General features: G+C 62.2%; 13 protein-coding genes. 7 read left to right on the forward strand and 6 right to left on the reverse strand.

Annotation, left to right across the window (positions count from 1 at the left end):
• Nucleotides 1-10 precede the first annotated feature (10 nt).
• On the forward strand, nt 11-445 hold the full coding sequence (gene agaF, locus ACJ8PL_RS23030; protein WP_016929935.1) for a PTS galactosamine/N-acetylgalactosamine transporter subunit IIA: 435 nt from the start codon (nt 11-13) through the stop codon (nt 443-445).
• Nucleotides 446-481: 36 nt separating this feature from the next.
• Here the strand turns inward: agaF and ACJ8PL_RS23035 are convergent, their stop codons facing one another.
• A complete protein-coding gene (locus tag ACJ8PL_RS23035; protein ID WP_028127675.1) occupies nt 482-2,209 on the reverse strand; it encodes an ABC transporter ATP-binding protein/permease in 1,728 nt (575 codons plus the stop codon).
• 205 nt (nt 2,210-2,414) lie between these two features.
• Between ACJ8PL_RS23035 and ACJ8PL_RS23040 the strand changes: the two genes are divergently transcribed.
• A complete protein-coding gene (locus tag ACJ8PL_RS23040) occupies nt 2,415-3,122 on the forward strand; it encodes a hypothetical protein (protein WP_033639498.1) in 708 nt (235 codons plus the stop codon).
• Nucleotides 3,123-3,150: 28 nt separating this feature from the next.
• Here ACJ8PL_RS23040 and ACJ8PL_RS23045 read toward each other — a convergent pair whose 3' ends face one another.
• Both ACJ8PL_RS23045 and ACJ8PL_RS23050 read right to left on the reverse strand, forming a co-directional pair.
• Nucleotides 3,151-3,798 carry a DsbA family protein gene (locus ACJ8PL_RS23045; protein WP_116404131.1) on the reverse strand — a complete coding sequence of 216 codons (648 nt, stop codon included), beginning with the start codon at nt 3,796-3,798 and terminating at the stop codon, nt 3,151-3,153.
• 68 nt (nt 3,799-3,866) lie between these two features.
• Complete coding sequence (locus tag ACJ8PL_RS23050) at nt 3,867-4,751, reverse strand: MBL fold metallo-hydrolase (protein ID WP_016929931.1); 885 nt, start codon at nt 4,749-4,751, stop codon at nt 3,867-3,869.
• Nucleotides 4,752-4,859: 108 nt separating this feature from the next.
• Here ACJ8PL_RS23050 and ACJ8PL_RS23055 point away from each other — a divergent pair, with 108 nt between their 5' ends.
• Entirely contained in the window at nt 4,860-5,768 is a 909-nt protein-coding gene (locus tag ACJ8PL_RS23055; RefSeq protein WP_015378928.1) for a LysR family transcriptional regulator, read from the forward strand.
• 27 nt (nt 5,769-5,795) lie between these two features.
• On the opposite strand, the gene ACJ8PL_RS23060 is transcribed toward ACJ8PL_RS23055, so the two are convergent.
• Nucleotides 5,796-6,719 carry a LysR family transcriptional regulator gene (locus tag ACJ8PL_RS23060; RefSeq protein ID WP_016929930.1) on the reverse strand — a complete coding sequence of 308 codons (924 nt, stop codon included), beginning with the start codon at nt 6,717-6,719 and terminating at the stop codon, nt 5,796-5,798.
• A gap of 133 nt (nt 6,720-6,852) precedes the next feature.
• On the opposite strand from ACJ8PL_RS23060, the gene lysA reads away from it, so the two are divergent.
• Nucleotides 6,853-8,115, forward strand: a complete 1,263-nt coding sequence (gene lysA, locus ACJ8PL_RS23065) for a diaminopimelate decarboxylase (RefSeq protein ID WP_016929929.1) — start codon at nt 6,853-6,855, stop codon at nt 8,113-8,115.
• 51 nt (nt 8,116-8,166) lie between these two features.
• On the opposite strand, the gene galR is transcribed toward lysA, so the two are convergent.
• Nucleotides 8,167-9,186 (reverse strand): HTH-type transcriptional regulator GalR, encoded by a 1,020-nt coding sequence (gene galR, locus ACJ8PL_RS23070; protein ID WP_028127674.1) that lies wholly within the window; start codon nt 9,184-9,186, stop codon nt 8,167-8,169.
• Between the two features lie 220 nt (nt 9,187-9,406).
• Between galR and ACJ8PL_RS23075 the strand changes: the two genes are divergently transcribed.
• From ACJ8PL_RS23075 to lplT, 3 genes are all read left to right on the forward strand, one after another.
• Nucleotides 9,407-11,665, forward strand: coding sequence for a molybdopterin guanine dinucleotide-containing S/N-oxide reductase (locus ACJ8PL_RS23075; protein WP_274985065.1), 2,259 nt, complete (start codon nt 9,407-9,409; stop codon nt 11,663-11,665).
• Nucleotides 11,666-12,008: 343 nt separating this feature from the next.
• Entirely contained in the window at nt 12,009-14,162 is a 2,154-nt protein-coding gene (gene aas, locus ACJ8PL_RS23080; RefSeq protein ID WP_016929926.1) for a bifunctional acyl-ACP--phospholipid O-acyltransferase/long-chain-fatty-acid--ACP ligase, read from the forward strand.
• A complete protein-coding gene (lplT, locus tag ACJ8PL_RS23085; protein ID WP_079452396.1) occupies nt 14,162-15,346 on the forward strand; it encodes a lysophospholipid transporter LplT in 1,185 nt (394 codons plus the stop codon). The genes aas and lplT overlap by 1 nt, the downstream gene beginning before the upstream one ends.
• A 34-nt stretch (nt 15,347-15,380) precedes the next feature.
• On the opposite strand, the gene ACJ8PL_RS23090 is transcribed toward lplT, so the two are convergent.
• A complete protein-coding gene (locus ACJ8PL_RS23090) occupies nt 15,381-16,421 on the reverse strand; it encodes an NADP(H)-dependent aldo-keto reductase (protein WP_442531406.1) in 1,041 nt (346 codons plus the stop codon).
• Nucleotides 16,422-16,631: the final 210 nt, after the last annotated feature.

Genomic DNA, 16,631 nt, shown 5'->3' on the forward strand with positions numbered 1-16,631 from the left:
GGAGCGGGCTATGCCAGGCATTGTGATTACCGGCCACGGCGGCTTTGCCACCGGGCTGTTGCAGGCGGTGGAACAAGTGGTGGGGCCGCAGCGGCACTGTGCGGCGGTCGATTTCCCCGAACAGATGAGCACCGCGCAACTCAACGACGCCCTACGCTCGGCGCTGGCGGCGGTGGCGCAGCCGGACGGTGTGGTGTTCCTGACCGATATGCTCGGCGGTTCGCCGTTTCGCAGCGCCTGCGAACTGGCGGATGCGCAGGGCGATTGCGAAGTGCTCACCGGCGTCAACATGCAGTTGGCGGCGGAAATGATGCTGGAGCGCGATGGGCTGAATCTGGATGAATTTCGCGAGATGGCTTTGGCGTGCGGTAAACGCGGCCTGACCAGCCTGTGGCATGAACGCCGCCGGGTGAAGTGCGAAGACGCGCAGGCCGATGGCATCTGAACGAAAACCGGGCGCGCCCGCGCCCGGCTTCGGGAGTTATGCCGGCAACGGGCTCAGCGCCAGGCGCGCCGGTTGGTCTTCGCCGCGGCTGAAGCGCCAGCAGGTCTGATGGTACTTCGCCACGCTGTTGCGGTGCGCTACGCTGATCAGCGTCATGTCCGGCAGTTCATCCACCAGCAGGCAGTACATCAGCTGCTCGGTTTCGTCGTCCAGCGCGCTGGTGGCCTCGTCGAGGAACAGGATGCTCGGGCGAATCAACAGGGCGCGGGCGAACGCCAGCCGCTGTTGCTCTCCCGGCGACAGGCGATGGCTCCAGTTGGCGGAGGTATCCAGCCAGCGCTGCAGGTGTTTCAGACGGCAGTTTTCCAGCACCCGCATCAGCTGTTCGTCGCTGTATTCTGACGCCAGGCTCGGGTAGCTCAGCGCCTCGCGCAGCGTGCCGATCGGAATGTAGCTGCGCTGGGGCAGGAACAGCGTGTTGGCGTTGGCCGCCACCCCGATGGCGCCCGCGCCGTAAGGCCAGATACCGGCGATGGCCCGCAGCAGCGTCGACTTGCCGCAGCCGGAAGGGCCGACGATCAGCAGGCGATCGCCGCGTTGCAGCGTCATCTCTGCGCCGGCCAGCAGCGGTTGGCCGTCGGGCAAGTTCAGGCTGAGGTTATCCAGCGTCAACGGATGGGCGGTCTCTTCCCGCAGCTGAATGCCGCGCGGCTGATGGTGAACCTGATCGACGGCGGCGTTGAAGCCGGCCAAACGGTTAACGCAGGCTTTCCAGGTCGCCAAGTCGTTAAACGCGTCGATAAACCACGACAGCGCACCCTGCACCTGGCCGAAGGCCGAGGCGATCTGCATCAGGCCGCCCATCTGAATGGCGCCGGAGAAGTAGCGCGGCGCCGCCACCAGCAGGGGAAACACGATGGCGAACTGGCCGTAGAAGTTGGTGGCGATGTTCAGCCGCCGGGTGATGCGCATGATCGCCCACCAGTTGCTGCGAATGGTGTCGAAACGGTCACCCAACTGTTGCGCCTCGCGCGGTTCGCCGTGGTATAGCGCAATGGCGTCGTTGTTTTCGCGGATGCGGATCAGGCCGAAACGGAAGTTCGCCTCATACCGCTCCTGGTTAAAGCCCAGCATGACCAGCGGTTTGCCGACCCACCAGATCAGCAGCGATCCCAGCACCGCATACAGCAGCGCGAACCACACCATATAGCCGGGCAAGGTGATGGCGTGTTGACCGAGCGCGAAGGTCATCGGCCCGCTGACGTGCCATAAAATGTCGATAAAGGAAAACAGCGTCACCAGGCTGGAGAGCAGCCCGAGCGACAGTGACAGGGTATATTGAGTCAGTACGTTGAGATCTTCAGCGATACGCTGATCGGGGTTATCGACGATCTGCTGCTGCTCGGTATGGTAATACGCCTGGTGCGCCAGCCATTTTCCCATGAACTTTTCCGTCATCCAGCGCCGCCAGCGCATCTGCAGCCCCTGAGTCAGGTAGATCTTGTAGACCGCCAGCACGATGAAGATCAGCGCCAGATAGGTGAAGCGCCACAGCTGCGCCTTGAACACCGGGTAGTTTTTGTTCTGCAACGCATCGTAGAACACCTGGTTCCACTGGTTGATCTGCACGCTGATATAGACCAGACCAAGCGACAGGACGACGATGGCTGTTAGCATCATCCAGGCGCGCCATCGCTCCTCAGACACCCAAAAGGGTTTGATCAGCTGCCACACGGCGTGTTTCTGCAAGGGGGTTGCGTTCATAACGGCTCGATAATTGCGGTGTTTTGTTCAGCATGGGCTGCGGGCCGGTAACAAACAAACCGCGACTGTAAGCAGTTTTGACTCCGCTAACCGTTTGAAATAAGGCGGCTGAATCGTCAGCGGCGCGCTGGCGGGCGCAATTGCGGCATACACTCCGGCGCAGGGCGGTTATACTGGCGCCGAATTTTTGCAGAAAGGATAAACGATGAAGGCTTGGTTTCCCCTGTTGCTGACCTGCGGCGTCTTCGCCAGCGCCCGGGCCTGGGCGCACATTGACGAGCCGGACATCGCCGCCGACTGTCAAAAGGTGGCGAGCTACGCCGAACTGGGAAAAAAGGCCTATCAGCGGCAGGATTACGCCAAAGCCGCCGACATCTTTCGCGATCAGGCGGCCTGGAGCGAGTTTTGCGGCCTGAGCGAGCAGGCTGTCGCCACGGCTTACAACAACGTGGCGCTGTCGCTGATGCACGCCGGGGAATTGCTCAAGGCGCAGGCCTATCTGGCGCTGGCGCCGCACGACGACAAATCGCAGCACAACATGAGCCTGTTGCGCCAACGCCTGGCGCAGCAGCCGCAGCCCAAGGGGCCGGGCGGCGTGTATTGGCAATACGCCGGGCGCGGCGTGTGGAGCGAAGTGGCGGTGAAGCCGCAGGGCGAGCGCTGGTTGATCGCGTTTTCCGGCTACGCCATGCCGCAGATGGGGCTGTATTACGGGCCGAACATGGGCGACTTCACCGCCGAGCTGCCGATCGAACACGGCAAGGCTGTCTACCACCAGCATGAAGCGGAAAGCGCGCAGGTCTGCGACGTGACGATGGCGTTTGGCGAACAAGCGCTGGAGATGCATACGCGGGGGGATTGCGGGTTCGGTCACAACGTGCGGGCGGAAGGGCGGTTCGTGCGGGTCGAATGACTCGCCCCGGCGATCGGGGCGAGAAGGGTTACGCCAGCGCGGCGGCGCCCAGCAGGTTCTTCCAGGTTTCCACATTGCCCAGATAGTTCCCGGCCGGCAGCAGATGCAGGCGGCCTTCGCTGTCCTGCAGCGCAAAGGTCGGGAAACCCTGGCCTTGCACTTTGGCGAGCAGCGCCCGGCTTTCCGCGATGTGTTGCGCGGTCGGTGCGCCGCTGTTGAAGCGCATTTCGGCGATAAACGCCGCCGAAGGCAACCCCAGCTCTTTCGCCAACGCTTCCAGCACCGGCGTGTCGGCGATGCGCCGGCCTTCCTTATAGTGCGCCTGCTGAATGCGATGCAACATGTCCAGCCCGCGTCCAGACAGCTTTTCCGCCGCCAGGATAGCGGTGATCGGCGGTTCGGAATCCATCACCGCCGTGGTGTCGCGCAGTAGGCCGTTGAAATAGGCTTCGCCGAACGGCTGGCCCGTCATTTCGGCGATGCGTTTGTCGTGCGGAATGACATAGTTGCGCCACTCGTCGGTGATCTGGCGGCGATTGTTGCCGGTCATCATGCCGCCGGCGTGCGGCACGATCTTCAGCCCGGGGAGGCTCTGAGCCGCTTTCACCAGCGGCGCGGCGCCATAGCACCAGCCACACAGCGGATCGAAAATGTAATGTAACGTGGTTTCGGTCATCTTTACTCCTCGCTTGGCGCGCGGCAACTCGCCGCGGCGCCGGGGCTGGTTCAATCACGCAGGGGCGCTTATTGCGGCCACTTCATCTCGCCTTTCAGCACTTTTGCGCTCAGTTCCAGGCTCGATTCGTCTTTCAGCGTCGGGTAGTGCTTTTTCATCGCTTCAATCAGCGCGGCGGAGTCCTTGGCCTTCGGCAGTTCGGCTTCCAGCGTGGTCAGGTATTTCTGGGTAAAGTGCACCGATGCCAGCGTTTGCGCGGCGCCTGGCAGGAAGTGGCCCGGCACGACGACCTGCGGCTTCAGCGCTTCGATGTTTTTCAGCGTCTGCTGCCAGTGCTGACGCGATTCCTCGGTCTGGTTGTCGGCGATCCACGGATGGATATTGTCACCGGCGACCGCGACGCCGCCCACGACCGCTTTCAGCGCCGGGATCCAGACGAAGGTGCGATCGGGGGTCGGGCCGTTCAGGCCTTTCACTTCCACTTTCTGGCCGTCGATGGTGAAGCTGTCGCCCTGCAGCGGCTGTGGCACGATCACGGTTTTCGGCGCGTTGTCTTTCAGGATCGGGCCCCAATAGGCGACTTTGCCGTCTTTGGTGGCGTTGATGTCCTTGATGGTGCCTGGCGAAGCGATGATTTTCGCCTCCGGGAAGGCCGCCTTAATCACGTCCAGACCGAAATAGAAATCCGGGTCTGAGTGGCTGATATAAACGGTGGTCAGCTTCTTGCCGGTCGCCTTGATCTTTTTCACCAGCTCTTCGGCATCGTTACGCTGGAACTGAGCGTCAATCAGCGCCACTTCGTGTTGGCCGCTGACGATTTCGGAAGACACCGGGAACACGCTTTTCTCGCCCGGGTTATACACTTCCATGGTCAGGGTATCGGCAGCGGTGGCGTAAGTGCTCAGTGTGGCGACGCCGGTGAAGGCCAGAGTTAACAGTGATTTCTTAAACATGGGCAGAGGTCCTTAGGTATCGGTTAATGTTGTAACGATGTTAGGTTGCATAAAGCGATAGAAAAACCGGATAATAAGCAATTATTCGTTGCATAAATCGGACTAATCATGGATCGCATTACCGCCGCTGAGGTTTTTGTCACCATCGTCGATCGCGGCAGCATGATCGCCGCCGCGGAAACGCTGGAGATGTCGCGTGCGATGGTGACGCGCTACCTGGCGCAGATGGAGCAATGGGCCGGGGCGCGTTTACTGCACCGCACTACCCGTAAGCTTAGTCTGACCGACGCCGGTGAGCGTACTCTGGAACGTTGCCGACAAATGTTGGCGCTGGCGGGGGAAATCGATCTGGTGGAGGAAGGGCAGAGCGACGAACTGCGCGGCCTGCTGCGCATCACCTGTTCGCAGTCGCTCGGGCAAACGGCGTTGGTGGGGGCGGTCGCTCAGTATCTGAAGCGTCACCCGCAGGTGGCGGTCGATCTGCAGATGAACAACCGGGCGGTGAACCTGGTGGAAGAGCGCATCGATCTGGCGCTGCGCATCACCAACGAGCTGGATCCCAACCTGATCGCCCGTCCGCTGTCCACCTGCGCATCGGTGGTGTGCGCCGCGCCGGCGTATCTGGCGGCACACGGCACCCCGCGCCAACCGCAGGATCTGGCGTTGCACAACTGCCTGACCTACTCCTATTTCGGCAAAAGCCTGTGGCACTTCGATGCTCAGGGCGTGAAATCGGCGGTGGCGGTCAGCGGCAACCTGAGCGCCAATGAGTCGGTGGTGTTGATGGCCGGCACGGTGCAGGGCGCGGGCATTTCCATGCAGCCCTATTATTCGGCGGCCCCGCTGCTGGCCAGCGGCGAACTGGTCGAATTGTTGCCGGATTACCGGCCGCAGTCGATGGGCATCTACGGCATCTACACCTCGCGTCGCCAGATGCCCGCCACCTTGCGCACCATGCTGGACTTTCTGGTGGAGTGGTTTGCCACCGATCCGCAGTGGCAGGCGACGCTGCGCTAAGGCCTCGGCAATATTCCCACGCCGCTTTCAGCGCCTGACAGCGGCGGCCAGCCGGGCGGAGAAGCGTGCCGCCTGCTGATGCAAATGGTCGATAAAGGCCGTGACCAGCGCCGATGATGGGCGGTGCAGCGGCCGGATCAGGCTGACGGTGAACGGCACGTCGATGCTGAACGGCCGCACGTGCACGCCGCTGCCGGCATAGTCGAGCGCCGTCAGCGGGTTAACGATCGACACCCCCACGCCGGCTCTCACCATGGCGCACACTGACGCCGCACTGTGCGTTTCCATCACCATGCGGCGCTCGACGCCTTGCTCGGCGAACAGCGCATCCAGCAAGTGACGATAGCTGTCGGTGCTCGACAGGCTGATGAAGTTCTGCCCGGCGAAGTCCTGCGGCGTCAGCTGGTCTTTTACCAGCAGCGGGTGGCCCGTCGGCAGCACGCACACTTCGTTCAACGTCATCAGCGTCACCCGTTCGGTGCCCGCCGGCGTGAGGGTGGTTTCCGTCAGCCCGAGATCGTGGCGCTGGGCAGACAGCCACTCTTCCAGCAGCGGCGACTCTTGCGGGATCACGCTGAAGCTGACTTCCGGATAACGTTCGATAAAGGGCTGGCACACCGCCGGCAGCAGCGATTGGGAAAATACCGGCAGGCACACGATCGACAGCTGCGCCTGCTGAAACTGGCGGATGCCGGCGGCGGCGTTGACGATGCGATCGAGGCCGTAATAGGAGCGTTGCACCTCTTCGAACAGCCGTAGGCCCTGCACCGTGGGGGACAAGCGCCCGCGTACCCGGTCGAACAACTGCAGCCGAATCAGCTTTTCAAAGCGCGCCAGCTCGCGGCTGACGGTCGGTTGCGAGGTTTGCAGCAGGGCCGCCGCCTCGGTCAGGTTGCCGGTGGTCATCACCGCCCGAAAGATTTCGATCTGCCGCAAAGAGATACTGTGCATGGCGAGGCCGCTCGACTGTAGAGAAAGCCATATCATAAATGAATAGACTACGGCTAAATAGATATTTTTCACTCGATTCAGCGTGCGGCACTATGGCGTTATCTGCCGTCATTTTCGAATTGGGAATATCGCCATGCCACGCCCGTTGCACGACACCTCCACCGCGTTGAACGCCGCTAACCTGCTGGCTTTGCCGCAGCGTTTCGGCTGCCCGGTCTGGGCTTATGATGCGGACATCATCAGCCAGCGCATCGCTCAGCTGCGCCACTTCGACACCATTCGTTTCGCGCAGAAGGCCTGTTCGAACATTCATATTTTGCGCTTGATGCGCGAGCAGGGCGTGAAGGTGGATTCGGTGTCGCTGGGCGAGATCGAACGGGCGCTGCAGGCCGGTTTTCAGCCGGGCGGCGAACCGAGCGAGATCGTGTTTACCGCGGACGTGTTGGATCACGCCACGCTGGCGCGCGTCAGCGAATTGAAGATCCCGGTTAACGCCGGTTCCATCGACATGCTGGATCAGCTCGGCCAGGTTTCCGCAGGGCATCCGGTGTGGCTGCGCGTTAACCCGGGATTTGGCCACGGCCACAGCCAGAAAACCAACACCGGCGGCGAGAACAGCAAGCACGGCATCTGGTATGCCGACCTGCCGCAGGCGGTGGAGAAGATCCGCCGCTATGGCCTGCAACTGATCGGCGTGCACATGCACATCGGTTCCGGCGTCGATTACCAGCATCTGGAGCGCGTCTGCGATGCGATGGTGCAGCAGGTGATCGATCTCGGTCATGACATCAGCGCCATTTCCGCCGGCGGCGGCCTGTCTATCCCGTATCAGTACGGCGAAGAGGCGATCGATACCGAACACTATTTCGGTTTGTGGAATCGGGCGCGTGAACGCATCGCCGCGCATCTGGGGCATCCGGTGCAGTTGGAGATTGAACCCGGGCGTTTCCTGATGGCGGAAGCGGGCGTCTTGGTGGCCGAGGTGCGGGCGGTGAAAGACATGGGCAGCCGCCACTTCGTGCTGGTGGACGCCGGTTTTAACGATCTGATGCGCCCGGCGATGTACGGCAGTTACCACCATATTTCGCTGTTGCCGGCCGATGGGCGCGATACCTCGGGGCAAGCGCTGCGCGAAACGGTGATCGCCGGGCCGCTGTGCGAATCCGGCGACGTGTTCACCCAGCAGGCGGGCGGCGGCGTGGAAACCCGCGAGCTGCCGCCGGTGCAGATCGGCGATTATCTGGTGTTTCACGATACCGGCGCCTACGGCGCGTCGATGTCCTCCAACTACAACAGCCGTCCGCTGTTGCCTGAAGTGCTGTTCGAAAACGGCGAGCCGCGATTGATCCGCCGCCGCCAAACCATCGAAGAACTGATCGCGCTGGAACTTATCTGATCAGCCGGCGGGCGCCTGGCGCCCGCTTCACAGCGTTATGCGGCGGCATGATTACGGCTGTTCGTGCGCGTTGTTGAGGGTGGCGACCGAGTGGCGGCGCACCAGCGTTGGGCTGAACATGTTGGTGATTTCCGGCAACGGTTGCCGGTTGGCCAGCGCCAGCGCCAGCTCCGCCGCCTGGGTCGCCATCGCCACGATCGGGTAGCGAATGGTGGTCAGGCGTGGGCGCAGGTAGCGCGAAATCAGCACGTCGTCGAAACCGATCAGCGAAATCTCCCCCGGTACGTCGACGCTGTTATCGCTCAGCACCGACAGCGCGCCGGCGGCCATCGGATCGTTGTAGCAGGTAATGGCGGAGAACGAACGGCCGCGGCCGAGCAATTCTGTCATCGCCTGTTCGCCGCCGATCTCGTCCGGTTCGCCATAGGCGATCAGCTTTTCATCCACCGCGATGCCGTGTTCCCGCAGCGCGTCGAGATAGCCCTGCAGCCGGTCGGTGGCGTCGGAAATCTGGTGGGTGGAGCAGATGATGGCAATGCGCTGATGCCCTTGCTGGATCAGATGACGGGTCGCCAGCCAGGCGCCGTAGCGATCGTCGAGCGCCACGCAGCGCGTTTCGAAGCCCGGCAGCGTGCGGTTGATCAGCACCATGCCCGGGATCTGTTGCATCCAGCCGCAAAGTTCCTGATCGCTCAGCCTTTTGGCGTGCACCACCAGCGCTTCGCAGCGGTGCCGCACCAGCTGTTCAATCGCCTGACGCTCTTTTTCGGCGTCGTGGTAACCGTTGCCAATCAGCAGAAAATTGTGGGTGGCGTAGGCCACCTGCTCGACCGCCTTGACCATCGCGCCGAAGAAGGGATCGGAAACGTCGGAGACGATCAGGCCCAGCGTCTCGGTGGATTGCTGCGCCAGCGCTCGTGCGTTGGCGTTAGGGTGATACTGCAGCTGTTCCATGGCGGCCAGCACCGCGGTGCGCGACCCTTCGCTGGCCTTGGGGGAATTGTTTATCACGCGGGATACCGTGGCCACGGAAACCCCCGCCAGCCTGGCAACATCCTTTATCGTAGCCATATCAGTCAACACATCCTGGGTAATCGCTTACATCCCCCAGTTTTGCGGAAAAAAACCGGGGCTGCAAGCGGTCTCGTGCGCAACTTGTGGCGGCCGTTGCAGAATCTCTTCGAGTCTGTACGCATAACCATCGACGACCGAACGATAGCGCAATTTGTACGTTGGCACTGGCGGCGGGCTGAGGTAACGTCTGTGCATTCCGATTTGCGCCGAGAACGCCATGTCCATTAAACGCTATCCGCAGCTCGCCCATTGGGGCGCTTATACCGCCGTGGTTGAAGACGGCCGGCTTATCCGTTGTGAACCCTTCGTTGACGATCCCGATCCTTCGCCGCTGCTCGATTCCATTGTACCGATGGTCTACTCCGACAAACGCATCCGCAAGCCGGCGGTGCGCCGCTCGTGGCTGCAAAAGCGCGAGGGCAGCGACCGTACGCTGCGCGGCAGGGAAGATTTCGTCGAGGTGGATTGGGAGTTAGCGCTCGATTTGGTGGCGCAGGAGAATCGCCGGGTGCGCGATCGCTACGGTGCCTCCGGGCTGTTTACCGGCTCTTATGGCTGGTCGTCGGCAGGGCGGCTGCACCATGCCCGCTCGCTGGTGCGGCGGTTCTACTTCAGCGGCGGCGGCGGCGTCGATCAGCAGGGCAACTACAGCTGGGGCGCGGCGCAGTTTTTCCTGCCGTATGTGATCGGCACTTTCTCGCCGTTGACCGGGCGCGTCACCAGTTGGCCAAGCGTGGTGGAGCACTGCGAACTGTTTGTGGCGTTTGGCGGGTTGGCGCTGAAAAACGCCCAGGTGTCTTCCGGCGGCGCGGCGGAGCATGCGCTCAAGCCCTGGCTGCAAAAGCTGGCGCGCAAGGGCACGCCGGTGATCAACATCAGCCCGATGCGCGACGACTGCCCCGAGTTCGTCAATGCGGAATGGATCCCGATCCGGCCGAATACCGACGTGGCGCTGATGCTGGCGCTGGCTTACGAAATCCAGCGGCTGGGCGCGCAGGATGAAGCCTTCCTGCACAGCCACTGCGTGGGTTATCAACAGTTGGCGGATTACCTGAACGGCGTGAGCGACGGCGTGGCGAAAACGCCGGCCTGGGCCAGCGACATTACCGGCATTCCGACGGCGCGCATCGCGCTGCTGGCGCGGCAGCTGATCGGCGTGCGCAGTTTTATCACCTGTTCCTACTCCGTGCAGCGCGCGCATCGTGGCGAGCAACCGTACTGGATGATGATCGCGCTGTCGGCGATGTTGGGCCAGGTGGGGCTGCCGGGCGGCGGGTTCTCGTTCGGCCACGGCTCAATGAACGGCGTCGGCAACCCGCGCGTGGATACCCCCGCACCGACCATGCCGGTAGGCGATAACCCGGCCGGGCTGGCGATCCCGGTGGCGCGCATCTGCGACATGCTGCTGCGCCCTGGCGAAGCCTATCAATTTTGCGGCGAGACGCGGCATTATCCGGATATCCATCTGGTGCACTGGGCCGGCGGCAACCCGTTCCATCACCATCAGCAGTTGAACCGACTGGTGGAAGGCTGGCAGAAGCCGGATACGGTGATCGTCCAAGATATCTGGTGGACCGCGGCAGCCAAAATGGCGGATATCGTGTTGCCGGTCACCAGTTCGCTGGAGCGCAACGACATCGGCGGCTCGTCGCGCGATCGTTACGTGCTGGCGATGCATCAGGCGATTGCGCCGCAGCATCAGGCGCGCAACGATTTCGATATCTTCGCCGATCTGGCGGAGCGCCTGGGCTATCGCGAGCGCTTTACCGAAAACCGCGACGAGCGGGCCTGGATCGACGCTATCTACCGGCAATGCGGCGCTGCGCAGCAGCGCGCCGGCGTCGCCTGGCCCGAGTTTGAGGCGTTCTGGCAACGGGGCTATGTCGAGCTGCCCGCGCCGGCCAAAGAGTTTGTATTTTTTGACGCGTTCCGCGCCGATCCCCAGGTTAACCCGCTGCAAACGCCCAGCGGCAAGATCGAGTTGTTCAGCGAGCGGATCGCCGGCTATCGCTACGAAGATTTCGCTCCGCATCCGCAGTGGCGGCCGCCGGTGGAGTGGCTGGGCGCGCCGCAGGCCAAGAATTGGCCGCTGCACCTGATCTCCATTCAACCGAGCGATCGCCTGCATAGCCAGATGGATCCGGCGCCGCTGGCGCAGGGCAACAAGACCGCCGGGCGCGAAACCCTGTATATGCATCCGGACGATGCGGCGCCGCGCGGGGTGGCGGACGGCGCCGAAGTGCTGGTCAGCAATGCGCGCGGCAGCTGTCTGGCGGGGGTATCGCTCACCGATGGTGTGACGCGCGGCGTGGTGTTGATGGCGACCGGTGCCTGGTTCGAGCCGGGTTTCGACGCACAGCGCCGGCCGCTCGAGCAGGCGGGCAACCCGAATGTGCTGACGCTGGATATTGGCACCTCGCCGCTGACGCAGGGGCCGAACGCCATGAGCTGCCTGGTCGAGGTCAGCGCGCGATGAGTGAAGATTTCACGTCTGGGTCACTGGCTCGTCGTTGTTATATTTATTTTCGTCGCTGCGGGAAGGTTTAAGTTTCATTGAGTTATTACAGCAGATCGCGGGAAATTTACAGCTGGTTGCATTTGGAGCAGAACTCTTGCGATTCGGCGGTAGTTTCCTGCACGCCATCTCTCTAGAGTAGGTGATCCCAGAGGTATTGATTGGTGAGAAATCAGCATACTCTGTATGTTGAAGCCATTTTCAATTGCACCAACCTACGCGGATGCGTAGGTTTTTTTTTGCCTGCCATATAGTATTCTTTTCCCTACAACGATTTACGCCTCCATGGCCAAGGGAGAAGGGCATGATCTTTTCACTGCTGCGCGCGCTGTTTCGCCTGTTGTTTCGGGTTCGGGTCGAAGGGGGCGTCCAGCACTTCGAACGGCAAAAACTGCTGATTACGCCGAACCACGTCTCTTTCCTCGACGGCGTGCTGTTGGCGCTGTTCCTGCCGATAAAACCGGTGTTTGCGGTTTACGCCAGCATCGGCGAGAGCTGGTTCATGCGCTGGCTTCGGCCCTACATCGATTTCGTCTCGCTCGATCCCACCAAGCCGATGGCCATCAAGCAGCTGGTGCGCATGGTCGAACAGGGGCGGCCGATCGTCGTGTTCCCTGAAGGGCGCATCACCGTGACCGGCGCGCTGATGAAAATCTACGACGGCGCGGCGTTTATCGCCGCCAAATCGGGCGCCACCGTGGTGCCGGTGCGGATCGACGGCCCCGAATTCAGTCCGTTCGGCCGCATGGCCGGGGTGTTCAAGATCCGCTGGTTTCCGCAAATCAGCATCCGCATCTTGCCGCCGACCACGCTGCCGATGCCGGAGGCGCCGCGTGCGCGCGAGCGTCGGGCGCTGGCGGGCGATCGGCTGATGCAGATCATGATGCGGGCGCGCATGGAGACGCGCGAACCGCAGACGCTGTTCCATGCCTTGCTGGCGGCGCAGCGCCGCTATGGGCGTCGCAAGCCGTGTATCGAAGACATCGCTTTCAAAGAGGACAGCTACCAAACGCTGATCAAGAAATCGCTGGGCGTCAGCCGCATTCTGCAGCGCTTTACCGCCGAAGGGGAACACGTCGGGCTGCTGTTGCCGAACGCCACCATCACCGCGGCGGCGATCTTCGGCGCTTCGCTGCGCAACCGCATTCCGGCGATGCTCAACTACACCGCCGGCGCCAACGGCCTGAACAGCGCGATGACCGCCGCCGGCATCAAGACCATCGTCACCTCGCGCCAGTTCCTGGAGAAGGGCAAACTGACCCACCTGCCGGAGCAGGTGACGCAGGCCAACTGGGTGTATCTGGAGGATCTGAAAGACACCGTTACGCTGGCGGACAAGCTGTGGATCCTGCGGCACTTGCTGCAACCGCAGCGCGCGGCGTTGCCGCAACGCCCGGAGGACGCGGCGCTGATCTTGTTCACTTCCGGCTCCGAAGGCCACCCCAAGGGCGTGGTGCATTCGCATGCCAGCCTGCTGGCCAACGTAGAACAAATTCGCACCATCGCCGATTTCACGCCGCGCGACCGTTTCATGTCATCGCTGCCATTGTTCCACTCGTTCGGCCTGACGGTGGGGTTGCTTACGCCGCTGATCACCGGCAGCCGCATTTTCCTCTACCCCAGCCCACTTCACTATCGCGTGGTGCCGGAGTTGGTGTATGACCGTAACTGCACGGTGCTGTTCGGCACGGCGACCTTCCTCAACAACTATGCGCGCTTCGCGCATCCGTATGATTTCGCCCGCCTGCGCTATGTGGTGGCCGGCGCGGAGAAACTGGCGGACAGCACCAAACAGATCTATCAGGATAAATACGGCATCCGCATTCTGGAAGGCTATGGCGTGACCGAGTGCGCGCCGGTAGTGTCGATCAACGTGCCGCTGGCGACCAAGGTGGGCACCGTTGGCCGCATCATGCCGCAGATGGAGGCGCGCTTGATCGCGGTGCCGGGCATCGATAACGGTGGCCGTCTGCAGCTGAAGGGGCCGAATATCATGAAAGGCTATCTGCGGGTTGAACGTCCCGGCGAGCTGGAACCGCCGGCGGCGGAAGATGCGAACGGCGTGCTGCAGCCGGGTTGGTATGATACCGGCGATATCGTCAGCCTGGATGAGCAGGGTTACTGCACCATTCGCGGGCGCGTGAAGCGCTTCGCCAAGCTGGCGGGCGAGATGGTGTCGCTGGAGAGTGTCGAATTGCTGGCGCAACGGCTGTCGCCGGAAAAGCTGCATGCCGCCACGGTCAAAAGCGACAGCAGCAAAGGCGAGGCGCTGGTGCTGTTCACCACCGATCCCGCCATTACCCGCGAGGCATTGCTGCGGGTGGCGCGCGAGCTGGGCAGCCCGGAGCTGGCGGTGCCGCGCGATATTCGCCTGTTGAAAACGCTGCCGGTGCTCGGCAGCGGCAAACCTGATTTCGTCACCCTGCGTCATATGGCCGAACAGCCGGAGAGTGCCTGATGAATCCTTCGACCGAATCCCCTTTGTTGTCACGCGGCATGATCGCGGTGATCAGCGCGCAGTTCCTCTCGGCGTTCGGCGACAATGCGTTGCTGTTCGCCACGCTGGCGCTGATCAAGCAGCAGCTGTATCCGGACTGGAGCCAGCCGATCCTGCAGATGGCCTTTGTCGCCACCTACATCATCCTGGCGCCGTTTGTCGGCCAGGTGGCCGACAGCTTCGCCAAAGGGCGGGTGATGATGTTCGCCAACGCCCTGAAGCTGGCGGGGGCGTTGATGATCTGTTTTGGGGGGAACCCGTTTTGGGGTTACAGCCTGGTCGGCGTGGGTGCCGCCGCGTATTCTCCAGCCAAATACGGCATTCTGGGCGAGATCACCAGCGGCGAGAAGCTGGTCAAGGCTAACGGCCTGATGGAGGCCTCGACCATCGCCGCCATTCTCACCGGTTCGGTGGCCGGCGGTATTCTGGCGGACTGGCACGTGGTAGCGGCGCTGGCGGCCTGCGCGTTGGTTTACGCAGGGGCGGTGGTCGCCAACCTGTATATTCCACGTCTGGCGGCGGCGCGCCCAGGGGCTTCATGGCGGCCGCGGGCCATGACGAACAGCTTTCTTACCGCCTGCGTCACATTATGGCGCGATGGGCAGACGCGTTTCTCTTTGATCGGCACCAGCCTGTTTTGGGGGGCCGGCGTGACGCTGCGTTTTCTGTTGGTGCTGTGGGTGCCGGTGGCGCTTGGCATTGCCGATAACGCCACGCCGACGCTGCTGAACGCCATGGTGGCCGTCGGCATCGTGGTCGGCGCCGGCGCCGCCGCGCGCTTCGTCACGCTGAAGACGGTGAAGCGCTGCATGCCGGCCGGGATCCTGATCGGCGTCGCGGTCGCGGTGTTTGCGTTGCAAACGACCATGCTCAATGCCTACGTCTTGCTGGCGATCATCGGCATACTGGGGGGCTTCTTCGTGGTGCCGCTCAATGCGTTGCTGCAGGAGCGGGGCAAGCATTCGGTCGGCGCTGGCAATGCGATCGCGGTGCAAAACCTGGGTGAAAACGCCGCCATGTTGCTGATGCTGGGCCTGTATTCTTTGGTCGTGAAGCTGGGGGTGCCGGTGGTGGGCGTCGGCGTAGGGTTTGGCGTGGTGTTTGCGCTGGCGATTAGCGCATTGTGGTGGTCTCAGCGGCGGTGAAACGGGGCGCAGCCTGGCTGCGCCCTCAGAGGAATTAAGGCGCCGGAATGGTAAACCGGGTGTGGATTTCTTCGAGCGCCTGCAGCACGTCCTCATCCAGAATCACGTCAAGGCTGTCGAGGTTGATTTTCAACTGATCCACCGAGGTGGCGCCCAACAGGGTGCTGGCGACGAACGGCTGCTGACGCACGAAGGCCAAGGCCATCTGCGAAGGATCCAGTCCGTGTTTTTTGGCCAGCGCCACGTATTCGGCGATCGCCAACTGGGTTTGCTGCCCTGAATAACGGTTGAAGCGGGTGAACAGCGTATTGCGCGCGCCGGCTGGTTTTGCGCCGTTGAGGTATTTACCGCTCAGGGTGCCGAACGCCAGGCTGGAATAGGCCAGCAGTTCCACCCCTTCGTGCTGGCTGATCTCGGCCAGGCCAATCTCAAAGCTGCGGTTCAGCAGGCTGTACGGGTTTTGAATAGACACGATACGCGGCAGCTCATGTTTCTCCGCCAGCTGCAGGTAGCGCATCACGCCCCAGGGCGTTTCATTGGAAACCCCGATATAGCGGATCTTGCCGGCGCGCACCTGCTCGGTCAGCGCCTCCAGCGTTTCCAACAGCGTGACCGTAGCTTTGTCGTCGGTGTATTGATAGTTGAGTTTGCCAAAGCAGTTGGTGGCGCGCTGCGGCCAGTGCAATTGATAAAGATCGAGATAATCGGTGTTCAGCCGTTTGAGGCTGGCGTCCAGCGCGGCGCGGATGTTCTTGCGATCGAGCGCCTGCTGCGGGCGGATGCTGCTGTCGGTGCCGCGCACCGGCCCCGAAACTTTGCTGGCCAGGACGATTTTTTCGCGATTGCCGCGCGCCTTGATCCAACTGCCGATATAGCTCTCGGTCAGGCCCTGGGTTTCCGGGCGGGGCGGCACCGGGTACAGTTCGGCGGTGTCTATCAGGTTCACGCCTGCGGCCAATGCATAGTCCAGTTGCGCATGGGCGTCGGCTTCGCTGTTCTGTTCGCCAAAGGTCATGGTGCCCAGTCCCTGCACGCTCACTTCTAAAGAACTGTGGGGAATACGGTGGTATTGCATTAACGGCCTTCCTTTCTTGTTAGCGCTGACGGGCCGCGCGGCCCGGTGAAACAGGAGCCCAATTCAGAAGACGGCGCAAAGTCCGTCGGGCGGCGATGTCGCCTTTCCTGACTATAACCAAGCGGTGAAGATGGGGGAAGCGGATTCAGTGCGCAGACGAATGAGGGCTACCGCGCTTGAACGGGCGATAGCCGGCGAGCGGTAATTAGC

Origin of the sequence: Serratia sp. CY83965 (assembly GCF_052166375.1) — a bacterium.
In the GTDB taxonomy this organism is placed as follows: Bacteria; Pseudomonadota; Gammaproteobacteria; order Enterobacterales; family Enterobacteriaceae; genus Serratia; species Serratia marcescens.